The sequence below is a fragment of the Candidatus Profftella armatura genome (genome assembly GCF_000441555.1).
GTDB lineage: Bacteria > Pseudomonadota > Gammaproteobacteria > Burkholderiales > Burkholderiaceae > Profftella > Profftella armatura.
Window position 1 is genome coordinate 96,937 of record NC_021885.1, and the last position, 12,968, is coordinate 109,904.

Here is a 12,968-nt window from a genome sequence, read left to right on the forward strand (position 1 = left end):
AAAAAATAAAATTATTATAGTAGTATGTGATAATATAATCATATTTAATTTGTATTTTATTAAAAAATAAAATAACTTATTTCTTAAATAAATTTTTCATATAATAAATTGTTTTTTAAGTGTAAAATTTTATTTTTGGAGAAAATATGGAGAAATTATTAGTGATATAACATAATATGTTAAAAAATTTTAATTTTGTTGAATCTACAAAATATTTATTGATATTTATTGCAATAATTATTATTTTCTTATTAAATATATTTTTATTAAGAGTAGTTAAAAGAACTAATATTTTTTTACAAAAATTTTTATCTTTTTTTTATTTAAAAAAAAAAAAAATGTTTCATTAGAATTTCCTGATAAAACATTGCCTATTAGTAAAAAATCTATTAGTAAAAAATCTATTAGTAAAAAATCTATTAGTAAAAAATCTATTAATAAAACATTGCCTATTAATAAAAAATCTATTAGTAAAAAATCTATTAGTAAAAAATCTATTAATAAAACATTGCCTATTAATAAAAAATCTATTAGTAAAAAATCTATTAGTAAAAAATCTATTAATAAAACATTGCCTATTAATAAAAAATCTATTAGTAAAAAATCTATTAATAAAACATTGCCTATTAATAAAAAATCTATTAGTAAAAAATCTATTAATAAAACATTGTTTAAAATTAATTATACTTTACCATCATTAATTTTATTAGATAAAGTCTCAAAAAAGAAAGTTATATCTATTAAATCTTTAAAATTTATTGGTAATTTAATTGAAAAAAAATTATATGATTTTGGTATTAAAGTAAAAGTGGTAAGAATTCATTCAGGACCTGTTGTTACTTGTTATGAAATTGAATTAGCTGTTGGTATTAAAGGCAGTCAAATTATTAATTTATCAAATGATTTATCGCGATCATTATCATTGACTTCTCTTAGGGTAATTGAAATAATTTCTGGAACAAATCACATGGGTATTGAATTACCAAATCCTAAAAGAAAAATAGTACGTTTGATAGAAATATTTGATTCTGATATTTATAAAAATAGTACTTCTAAATTAACTATTGCTCTTGGAAAAAATATAATCGGAAATCCAGTAATACTAAATTTAGAAAAAATGTCTCATATATTAATTTCCGGAACAACTGGTTCTGGTAAATCAATTGCAATTAATGCTATAATTCTATCAATTTTATATAAATCATACCCAAGTGATGTAAAATTAATTTTAATTGATCCAAAAATGTTGGAATTATCAATTTATAAAGATATTCCGCATTTATTAACACCTGTTATTACGAATATGAACAAAGTAAGTCATATACTTAATTGGGTAATAAATGAAATGGAACAAAGATATCAAAAAATGTCAAAATTAGGTGTAAGAAATTTATTTGAATATAATAAAAAAATTTTTCTTAAAAAGAAAAAAAATAATGAATTGAATTCTACAGAATATTTAAATACTTTACCATCAATTGTTGTTATAATTGATGAATTAGCAGATTTAATGATGATAGATGGAAAGAACATAGAAAAATTAATTGTACGTATTTCACAGAAAGCAAGAGCCGCTGGTATTCACTTAATTTTAGCTACTCAAAGACCATCAGTAAATATAATAACAGGTTTAATTAAAGCTAATATTCCAACTCGTATTGCATTTAAGGTTAATAGTAAAATTGATTCTAGAACAATTTTAGATCAAATAGGAGCTGAAAAATTACTTGGAAAAGGGGATATGTTATATTTCTCTGATTCTATTTCATTGACTCGTGTACACGGTGCTTTTGTTTCTAATCAAGAAGTAAAAAAAGTAATTAAATACTTAAAAAAACAAGAAAAACCTAGTTATATAAAAAATTTATTATCGTAATTATTTTAATAATAAATTTATGAATTTAATCATGATATTATTAATTGGATTGATTTTAATTTTTCAATTTATATATTTTTTTTTAAATAAAAAAAATATTTCTAAAAAAATAAATGAAATATTGATTCAAATTATATATTTAAAAAATTACTCACAATTTAATCAAAAATCTATTTTAGAAAGGATTAAATATGAATTACATAATCAAATACAGGGTGGTTTTCAAAATATTTTAAAAGAATTATATGAAAATTCTTCTCAATTACAAAAAAAATTAATAGATCATATTAGCAATATAGCTACTTTACAAAGTAATTATATTAATAATTTTTCTAATCAATTAATTAAATTAAATGAAATTAATACTAAATACATAGATAAAATTCATATAAAAATCAAATCTAAAATTAAGGATTTTAAAAAAAATAATAGTTATCAAATAAAAGAAATATATAAAATAGTTAATAAAAAATTACATATAACTCTAGAAAAACATTTAGGAGAATCATTTAGTGTGGTATTAGATAGGTTAGAAAGGGTACATAAAGATCTTGAAAAAATGCAACAATTAGCGACTGGAGTTAGTGATTTAAAAAGAATATTAACAAATATTAAAAGCAGGGGTACTTGGGGTGAAATTCAATTAGAAGTATTATTAGAGCAAGTATTAACAAAAAAACAATATTCTAAAAATGTAGAAACAATACCAGGCACTGGAAAACGAGTTGAATTTGCTATTAAATTACCTGGATTAAAAGATAATAAACCTGTTTGGATTCCAATTGATTCTAAATTTCCTAAAGAACAATATGAACGTTTAATAGATTCTATAGAGCGATCTGATTCTAATGGAATTATTATAGCTGAAAAAGAATTAGAGCGTTCTATACGTTTATCAGCAAAAAATATTTCAAAAAAATATTTATCACCGCCATTAACAACAGATTTTGCTATTTTATTTTTACCAACAGAAGGACTATATTCCGAAGTAACTCGACGCCCTGGATTAATGGATGATTTACAAAGAATATTTCGTATAAATATAGCTGGTCCTTCTACTTTATTTGCGTTATTAAATAGTTTACAAATAGGTTTTCGTACATTAACTTTGGAAAAACATTCATCTGAAATATGGAAAATTTTAGAATTAATAAAAACTGAATTCAATAAATTTAGTGAAATTTTATCTACAACTAAAATAACTTTAGAAAAAGCAACAAAAAATATTGAACAAGTGGAAACTAGGAGCAGGCAAATGAAAAGAAAATTAAAATTAACTGAAAATTTACCTATAAAAAAATAAATAAAAAATCGATATTAGTTATTTAATTTTATAAAAATATAAAAAATTTTTATTAAGTATTTTAAGTCTTTAAGATTGAAATAAATATTATTTATAGTTAAATTTATTATTTCTAAAATTTGTATATAAATTACTATTTTAGTATACTGTATTATTTTCTATAAAAATTATGTTTTAAAAATAAATTTTAATTTATAATATTATTCAAAATGAACTCAACTCCATTAACAAGACATGGTGCGAATCTTTTAAAACAAGAATTGCATAACTTAAAAAAATATGAACGTCCATATGTTATTTCTCAAATTTCAGAAGCGCGTGCACACGGTGATTTATCTGAAAATGCTGAATATAATGCTGCTAAAGAACGTCAAAGTTTTATTGAGGGACGTATTACTGATATTGAAAATAAACTTAATAATGCAGTGATTATAGATCCGTTAAATTTAGATGCAGATGGTCGAGTTGTTTTTGCTTCAACTGTTTATTTAGAAAATTTAGAAACAAGTGAAAAAGTAACTTATCAAATAGTTGGTATAGATGAAGCTAATATTAAAGAATCAAAAATATCTATAACCTCTCCAATAGCACGAGCATTAATAGGGAAAACAAGTGGTGATATAATTTTTTTCAAATCTCCATCAGGGTTACAAGAATATAAAATTCTTAAAGTTATTTATATATAAAATTTCATAATAGGTATAATTTTAAAATATATTAATTTAAAAAATAAATTTTATAATTTATTTTAATTAAAGAATTTTATGATTTATTTTAATTAAAGATTTTAAATGATTTTTAGTTTATAATATATAATAATGAAAAATAAATTAATAATGAAAAATAAATTAGATAAAAAATGGCTACATAACTATGTTAATGATTTTTATGTAAAATTAGCAAAGAAAGAAGGATATAGAGCTCGTTCTGTATATAAATTACAAGAAATTGATGCTAAAGAAAGATTAATTAAACCTGGGCAAATTATTGTTGATTTAGGTAGTTCACCAGGAAGTTGGTCACAATATATAAGAAAAAAAATATCTTATAATAGTAAAAACATTAACGGTACCATTATTGCATTAGATGTATTAAAAATGAAACCAATTCCTAATGTGAATTTTATTTTAGGTGATATACGTAATAAATGTACAATAAATAATTTAAAAAAAATATTAAATGGTCGTAAATTAGATCTTATTTTATCTGATATAGCTCCTAATTTATCTGGTGTTTCTGTTGTTGATTCTGCTAATATTGAATATATTATTAATATAATTTTAGAATTTACTCAAGAATATATTAAACCATCTGGCTCTATATTATTAAAGTGTTTTTATGGAATTAATTATAAAGAAATATTTAATAAATTTTATTGTGTTTTTAAATCTATTTCTTTAAAAAAACCAAAAGCAAGCCATAAAAATTCATCTGAAATATTTTTATTAGGAAAAAAATTAAAAATAAAAAATTTAAATTAATTTTTAATAAATTTATAATTTAAATATAATTTGATTTTTATTATATTTAAAAGTGAATAAGTACCAAGGGAATGCTAGTGAAAAATATATTTTCAAAAGCCATTATATGGATTGTAATTTCATCAATGTTATTTTTTATATTTAAGCAATTTAATAATAGAGAAATAACTAAAAAAGTAGATCAAATTGCTTATTCAGATTTTATATTAGATATTAAATTTGGGCGTATAAAAGATGTAGTAATTGAAGATAGGAATATTTTTGCAACCACAAAAAACGGTAAAAAAATTAAAACTGTAACAACTTATTTGGATAGAGGATTAATAGGGGATCTTTTAGTTAATAATGTAAAATTTGATGTTAAACAAATAGAAAATAAATCTTCTTTTATTTCACAAGTATTTATTTCATGGTTTCCAATGTTATTGTTAATTGGTATTTGGGTGTTTTTTATGCGTCAAATACAAGGAGGGAATAAAGGTATTGCTTTTTCTTTTGGAAAATCAAAAGCACGTATGTTAAAAAAAAACTCTAACACAATTACTTTTTCTGATGTAGCTGGTTGTGATGAAGCTAAATCAGAGGTCTATGAAATAGTTGATTTTTTACGTGATCCAGATAAATTTCAAAAATTAGGAGGTAGAATTCCAAATGGAGTTTTAATGATTGGTCCACCAGGTACTGGTAAAACTTTATTAGCCCGTGCAATCGCTGGTGAGGCTAAAGTACCGTTTTTTACTATATCAGGTTCAGATTTTGTTGAAATGTTTGTTGGTGTTGGCGCATCTCGTGTACGAGATATGTTTAAAAATGCTAAAAAAAATGCGCCTTGTATTATTTTTATTGATGAAATTGATGCGGTAGGCCGTCATAGAGGAATTGGTATGGGAGGCGCAAGTGATGAGCGCGAACAAACATTAAATCAAATGTTAGTTGAAATGGATGGTTTTGAAGCTAATTCTGGGGTGATAGTTATTGCAGCAACTAATAGAGCAGATGTACTTGATAAAGCTTTATTAAGACCAGGACGTTTAGATAGGCAAGTTGTAGTTGGTTTACCTGATATTCGAGGACGCGAACAAATTTTATGTGTTCATATTAAAAAAGTACCTATAGCAAATGATGTTAAGATTAATATCTTAGCACGTGGTACACCCGGTTTTTCTGGTGCTGATTTAGCTAATTTAGTTAATGAAGCTGCTTTATTTGCTGCTCGTAATAATAAAAATTTAGTTGAAATGTCTGATTTTGAAAGCGCTAAAGATAAAATTATTATGGGACCAGAACGTAAATCTACTATAATACGAGAAGAAGAACGACGTAATACTGCGTATCATGAATCTGGTCATGCGATAGTAGCTAAGCTTTTACCAAAATCTGATCCAGTATATAAAGTCACTATTATGCCACGTGGATTTGCTTTAGGATTAACATGGCAATTACCAGAATATGATCGAGTTAATATGTATAAAGATAAAATTTTAGAAGATATTGCAATTTTATTTGGTGGACGAATTTCAGAAGAAATTTTTATGAAACAAATATCAACTGGCGCATGTAATGATTTTGAGCGTGCTACAAAATTAGCTCGTTTAATGGTAACTCGTTATGGAATGTCAAAAAATTTAGGTGCAATGGTATATGAGGATTCTGAAAATGATGCTTACTTTTGTAAGATGTCTTCTAAAAAAATTTCCGAAGCTACGCAACAAAAAGTTGATATTGAAATTCGTAATATTTTAGATACTCAATATAAATTATCGAAAAAATTGTTAGAAAATAATCGTGATAAAGTAGATTTAATGGCAAAAACATTATTAGAATTAGAAACAATTAATGCAGATCAAATTAATGATATTATGTTAGGAAATAGATCCTAAATTATTTAAATAACATCAATAAAAAATTTATTCAACATTTACGTATTCATAAAATATATGCTTTTAGAAGAAAAACAACGTATTATTAAATTATTTAATCTTGCATTAAAACCATTATTAATAAAAACTAATATAGTTCCAACTATAATTCTTGAGTATCCTCGTCATGCTTCGCATGGTGATATTTCTTGTAATATTTCTATGCAAATTTCAAAAAAATTACAAATAAATTCTTATAAATTAGCTAAAATAATAGCTAAAAATTTAATTCAACAAAAAAACTATATTAAACTTATACAATCTATAGAAATTATAAAACCGGGTTTTATTAATTTAAAAATTTCTTCTTCAATTAAACAAAAAATAATAAAATATATATTATCTTCTGGCATTAAATTTGGTCAAAGTAATATAGGTTCTAATAAAAAAATATTAATTGAATTTGTTTCAGCTAACCCAACTGGCCCTCTCCATATTGGACATGGACGACAATGTGCAATAGGCGATATATTATCGTCTTTATTTATATCTCAGGGATATAAAGTTACACGAGAATTTTATTATAATGATACTGGAGTTCAAATTACTAATTTAGCTCTTTCTGTTCAAGCACGAGCTAAAGCAATTTTTTTAGGAAAATCAACATGGCCTGATACTGCTTATAACGGAGAATATATTACTGATATTGCAAAATGTTTTCTTAAAAAGAAAAAAATTATATCTAAAGATAGATCTATAAATATAATAGCTAATGGAAAAATTAATGATTTAAAAGCTATTAGAGATTTTTCAGTAGCTTATTTACGTCGTGAACAAGATATAGATCTTAAGATATTTGGTGTAAAATTTGATAATTATTGTCTCGAATCATCTTTATATAAGACAGGTAAGGTTTCTTTAGTTACTAAATTATTAATTCAATCCGGAAAAACATATTATAAAGATGGTGCGTTATGGTTACGAACTACTGATTATGGAGATGACAAAGATAGAGTAGTTCGTAAATCAAATGGTGATTTTACATATTTTGTATCAGATATAGCTTATCATATTTTTAAATGGGAAAGGGGGTTTATTCAAGCAATTAATATACAAGGTGATGATCATCAAGGAACCATTACTCGCGTTAAAGCTGGTTTACAAGCTATAAATATAGGAATACCAAATGATTATCCAAATTATATATTACATAAAATGGTTACTGTTATAAAAAATGGTAAAGAAGTTAAAATTTCTAAACGCTCCGGTTCTTATATTACAATAAGAAATTTAATTAAATGGTTAAGTAAAACTGAATCAAAAAATGATTCTATTGAATTTAGAGAAGATTTAATACGTGGAAGAGATTTAATGCGTTTTTTTCTTATTTCTAGAAAATCTGATACTGATTTTATTTTTGATATTGATTTGGCATTAAAAAGATCAGATGAAAATCCTGTATATTATATACAATATGCACATGCTCGTATTTTTTCTTTATTAAATCAATGGGGTGGTGATAAAAAATCTTTAATTTCTATTAAAGATTTATCATCTTTAAATACTGAAAAAGAATTATCCTTACTAGTTAAACTTTCAAATTATCCAGAGGTATTAGTTAATTCTGTAAAAGATCTTTGCCCTCATTATGTTGCATTTTACTTACGCGATTTAGCAAAAGAATTACATGGTTATTATAATACAGAACGCATTCTTGTAAAAAATATAACTATTAAAATGGCGCGATTAGCATTAATTTATTCTATAGGTCAAGTATTAAATAATGGATTAAAATTAATAGGCATTTCTGCTCCAACTAAAATGTAATTCATAAATTATTTAAACAGAAATAAAATATTTAATATTTTTTATACAACCATTAATAAATTCTGTTGCAGATATTTTTTTTTTATTATTTTTTTGCAATTCAAGTAATTTTATAACATTTTTGCCACAAACTACTAATATACCATTATGAAAATTAACATTTAATATTGTTCCAGGTTTTTTAGTAGATTCTATAGATAAAGCATGTGCTTTCCATATTTTTAAAAATTTTTTTTTATTTTGATAACTAATATAATATGTTTTTGCGCCTGGAAATGGATTAAAAGCATTAATTTTTCTCATAATAGTTTTAGCTGATAAAGACCAATCTAATACTGCTTCATTTTTTTTTATTAAAGGCGCATAACTTTCTCCAATATTAGATTGAGGTTTAAAAAATAATTTAGTCATATCATATTCTATTTTTTTAATGGTATCAATGATTAATATTTTACTTAATTTTTCTAATTTATTTTGTAATGTCAAAGAAGTATCTTCTGGTAAAATTCTAATAGAATTTTGAGATATAATCGGTCCAGTATCAATTCCAGAATCCATTTTTATAATCGTAACTCCAGTGAATATATCTCCTGCTTCAATAGCTCTAGGAACTGGCGCTGGTCCTCTCCATCTAGGCAATAAAGAATAATGAATATTTATACAACCATAATATGGAATTTTTAATATGTTATATGGTAATATTAATCCATACCCCATTACAATCATAATATCAAATTCTATTTTATTTAATAACTTATGTGTTTCATTAGCTATTTTATGATATTTTCCATTCAATTTTAAAGAGATAGGTTGTATTATTTTTATAGAATGTTTTAAGGCATATTTTTTTACAGGTGAAAAATTTAGTTTCATACCTCTACCAGAATGAAGATCTGGTTTTGTAAGTATCAAAACAATATTATGTTCTGAATTATAAAGTGTATCCAATATAGCTGCAGCAGATATTGATGTTCCAGCAAAAATAATTTTCATTTTAAAAAAATAAAAAATAGTAAAAATAAAATATATTTTATTAATAAATTTGATATTAAAATTGAATTTTATTTCAATCTAGTAATAGTAATATATTTATGTTTTTATGTTAAATTTTAATGTCATGAGTTATATTATAACAATTATTTTTCTGTTTATTTATACTTTATGAGATAATTTTAATAAAATAAAAATAATTAAATATTCAAATTATTATAAAGAATAAAGGAAAATTTTTTGACTAAAAAAACAAATAAACGAATAGTCCTTGGTATACAATATGATGGTTCTTTATGGCAAGGTTGGCAAACACAATATCATGGTAAAACAATACAAAATATTGTTGAAGATGCTTTAAAGAAATTTCTATTAACACCAATAAAAATTACTTGTGCAAGTCGTACTGATTCCGGAGTTCATGCTTTAGAGCAAATAGTTCATTTTGATACAGTATTAAAACGTTCAAATATATCATGGATACGTGGAATTAATAATTTTTTGCCATATTCAATTGCAATAATATGGGTGTACGAAATTTCTAATTCATTTTTATTTTCTTTGGATGTTTTAAAAAATAATAAAAAAACAAAAAATATTTTTCATGCTCGTTTTAGCGCTATTTCTCGCAAATATTGTTATTTATTATATAATTATCCAATACGTTTACCATTATTTTATAAAAAATTTGGATGGGTACATTCTCCATTAAATTTACAGCGTATGCGTATTGCCGCAAATTATCTTATTGGAACTCATAATTTTACAACTTTTAGATCATCAGCATGTCAAGCAAAATCTCCTATTTGCAATATATATAAATTTAATATTGAAAAACATGGCAATTTTTTTATATTAAATATATGTGCAAATTCATTTTTGCAACATATGGTACGAAACATTATTGGATCATTAATTATGGTAGGTAATTTAAAAAAAGAACCAGAATGGATATTGGAATTATTAAAGAATAACAATCGAAATAAAGCTGGACCAACTTTTATGGCAGATGGTTTATATTTAGTTAAAATTAAATATTCTTCTAAATGGAAACTACCCCAGCAATCAATTTTTAAAAAATGGTTTAAAAATATTTCAAAAAATTTTTTTTAAAAATTAATTACAAAATAATGATATTATTTTAATTTTCTTTTTTATAAAAAAGATTTATTTATGAATTGGCTTAAAAATTATTCATTTCCTAATTTACAAAAAAATAATGCTTTTGTTAAAAAATCGATTCCAAAAGGATTGTGGATTAAATGTTTATCTTGTAAAACTATATTGTATAAAAATGATTTAAAGTTTAATCAGCAAGTTTGTACAAAATGTGATTATCATATGCAGATTAAAGCTAGAGATAGATTAAATAATTTTCTTGATAAAAATAATTTTCATGAAATTGGAGAAAATATATTACCAGTAGATACTTTAAATTTTAAAGATAATATAAAATATTCTGAACGTTTGAAGTTAGCAAAAAAAAATACAAATGAAACTGATGCCTTAATTGTTATAAAAGGTTCTATCATGAATTTACCATTAGTAGTGGCTGTATTTGAGTTTGAATTCATGGGTGGATCAATGGGATCAGTTGTTGGTGAACGATTTATTCAAGGAGCACAAATTTCTTTAGAACAAAAAATTCCGTTTGTTTGTATCACTGCTACTGGAGGAGCTCGTATGCAAGAAGGTTTATTATCATTAATGCAAATGGCAAAAACTACAGCAATTTTAACTAAATTATCTAAAAAAAAAATTCCCTTTATTAGTGTTTTAACAAACCCAACTATGGGGGGGGTTTCTGCATCTTTTGCTTTTATGGGGGATATAGTAATTGCTGAACCAGGAGCATTAATTGGTTTTGCTGGTCCAAGAGTAATTAAAAATACTGTAAAAGAAAAATTACCTGATGGATTTCAAAGTTCTGAATTTTTATTAAAAAAAGGGGCTTTAGATATGATTATTGATCGTCGTAAACTACGTTTTAAGATTGCAAATTTATTAGCTTTATTACAAAAGAAATCAATATAATTTTTTATTAAATTAAATGTAATGTTTACCTTAAAATATTTATATAAATTTATTTATAAAATCGTAAAAATAATAATTTTTTTTATTTTAAAAAGTATTAAATTTTTTATAAAATATTCTAAATAGATCAAATTACAAATCTATATTACAGAACTAGTTATGTTATATATAAAAAATAAATATAATTTATTTTACTAATGAAACATAATTTTTATCATGTAATAACTTTTGTAATCTTTCTGTTCTTATAATTTTAAAATTATAAAGAATTACATATATTAAAATGAATTTTATTAAATAAATATCAAAACAATTGTTGTAGAAATAATTTCAGTAATAAAAGTATTGAATTTATGATAAAAAGTATAATAATCAACTTAGTTTTACATAAAATATTAAAATAATATAATAATTATTGAATAAATATATTATTTATAATCAGTATTATATCAATTAAATGTATTTTAAAAATATATATTTATAAAAATTTATTTTTATTAAAATACTAAATTAATTTTTAATTTTAGTTTTAATTTTTATCAATTTAAATTATTTTTATTAATGTAAAAATATTTTTTATATTCTATGTAACATATAATAAATTAAGGAACATAAATGAGACGAGTTTTTATATTTTTATTAACAAATATTGCTATAATCTTAGTGTTAAATATTATGCTATCATTATTGGGTATTAATTATTTTTTTTATAAAATTGGATTAAATATAAAAATATTAACAATTTCTTCAATAATTTTTGGTTTTACTGGATCCATAATATCTTTATTATTAAGTAAGAAAATAGCTAAATGGTCTATGAATTTAATGGTCATTAAAAATCCATCTAATTTTACTGAAGATTGGTTATTAAAAACAGTAAATAAAATTTCTAAAAATGCTAATATTTCTACACCAGAGGTTGCAATATATAACGGCGAAATAAATGCGTTTGCTACAGGTGCTTTTAAAAATTCTTCTTTAATAGCAATTTCTGCTAATTTATTAGAAAGTATGACAAAATTAGAAATAAAAGCAATTATTGCTCATGAAATTTCTCATATTTCTAATGGAGATATGGTGACTATGCTATTAATACAAGGAGTTATAAATACATTTATTATACTAATTTCACGAATATTTAGTTATATTCTAGATTGTTTCTTATTAAATTCATATGATGATTCAAATTATAATTCTAATTATAATCATAAAATATATGGTTTAATAACAACTATATTACAAATATTTTTAGGTTTTGGAGCATCTATTGTTGTAGCGTGGTTTTCACGTAATAGAGAATTTCGAGCTGATCATGGGTCAGCTAAATTATTAGGAACACCTGATCCAATGATAAGCGCCTTACGTCATTTGTCTAATATATCTATAGTTAATGATTTACCAAAATCAATAGCTATTCTAGGTATTAATAATAACTTTAAAAAAAAGAGTTTTTTAAAATTATTTGCTACTCATCCATCTTTTGAAAAAAGAATTGCTATTTTAAGTAATTTATATAAATCTTAGTTAAGTAATTTGTAATAAATTTACATTTATTTTTTAAAATTACTCTTGAATTAATTATCAATTAATTTATATAC

The 12,968-nt window shown here is 22.8% G+C and carries 10 protein-coding genes; 9 read left to right on the forward strand and 1 reads right to left on the reverse strand.

Annotated elements, in window-relative coordinates; genetic code table 11:
* Positions 1-367: 367 nt before the first annotated feature.
* The 6 genes from SSDC_RS00510 to argS all read left to right on the forward strand — a co-directional run bounded on the left by SSDC_RS00510 (position 368) and on the right by argS (position 8,346).
* Entirely contained in the window at positions 368-1,876 is a 1,509-nt protein-coding gene (locus tag SSDC_RS00510) for a DNA translocase FtsK (protein WP_020915369.1), read from the forward strand.
* A gap of 19 nt (positions 1,877-1,895) precedes the next feature.
* On the forward strand, positions 1,896-3,179 hold the full coding sequence (locus SSDC_RS00515) for a DNA recombination protein RmuC (protein ID WP_053577760.1): 1,284 nt from the start codon (positions 1,896-1,898) through the stop codon (positions 3,177-3,179).
* A 209-nt stretch (positions 3,180-3,388) separates the two neighbouring features.
* Positions 3,389-3,865: a transcription elongation factor GreA gene (gene greA, locus SSDC_RS00520; protein ID WP_020915371.1), complete on the forward strand. Its 477-nt coding sequence runs from the start codon at positions 3,389-3,391 to the stop codon at positions 3,863-3,865.
* Between the two features lie 147 nt (positions 3,866-4,012).
* Entirely contained in the window at positions 4,013-4,660 is a 648-nt protein-coding gene (locus tag SSDC_RS00525) for an RlmE family RNA methyltransferase (protein ID WP_041193077.1), read from the forward strand.
* A 77-nt stretch (positions 4,661-4,737) separates the two neighbouring features.
* Entirely contained in the window at positions 4,738-6,540 is a 1,803-nt protein-coding gene (gene ftsH / locus SSDC_RS00530; protein ID WP_020915373.1) for an ATP-dependent zinc metalloprotease FtsH, read from the forward strand.
* Positions 6,541-6,597: 57 nt separating this feature from the next.
* Complete coding sequence (gene argS, locus SSDC_RS00535) at positions 6,598-8,346, forward strand: arginine--tRNA ligase (protein ID WP_020915374.1); 1,749 nt, start codon at positions 6,598-6,600, stop codon at positions 8,344-8,346.
* A gap of 12 nt (positions 8,347-8,358) precedes the next feature.
* On the opposite strand, the gene fmt is transcribed toward argS, so the two are convergent.
* Positions 8,359-9,339, reverse strand: coding sequence for a methionyl-tRNA formyltransferase (gene fmt / locus SSDC_RS00540; protein ID WP_020915375.1), 981 nt, complete (start codon positions 9,337-9,339; stop codon positions 8,359-8,361).
* A 237-nt stretch (positions 9,340-9,576) separates the two neighbouring features.
* Between fmt and SSDC_RS00545 the strand changes: the two genes are divergently transcribed.
* From SSDC_RS00545 to htpX, 3 genes are all read left to right on the forward strand, one after another.
* Complete coding sequence (locus SSDC_RS00545; RefSeq protein ID WP_020915376.1) at positions 9,577-10,449, forward strand: tRNA pseudouridine synthase A; 873 nt, start codon at positions 9,577-9,579, stop codon at positions 10,447-10,449.
* Positions 10,450-10,509: 60 nt separating this feature from the next.
* A complete protein-coding gene (gene accD / locus SSDC_RS00550) occupies positions 10,510-11,370 on the forward strand; it encodes an acetyl-CoA carboxylase, carboxyltransferase subunit beta (RefSeq protein WP_020915377.1) in 861 nt (286 codons plus the stop codon).
* A 615-nt stretch (positions 11,371-11,985) separates the two neighbouring features.
* A complete protein-coding gene (gene htpX, locus SSDC_RS00555) occupies positions 11,986-12,894 on the forward strand; it encodes a protease HtpX (RefSeq protein ID WP_020915378.1) in 909 nt (302 codons plus the stop codon).
* Positions 12,895-12,968: the final 74 nt, after the last annotated feature.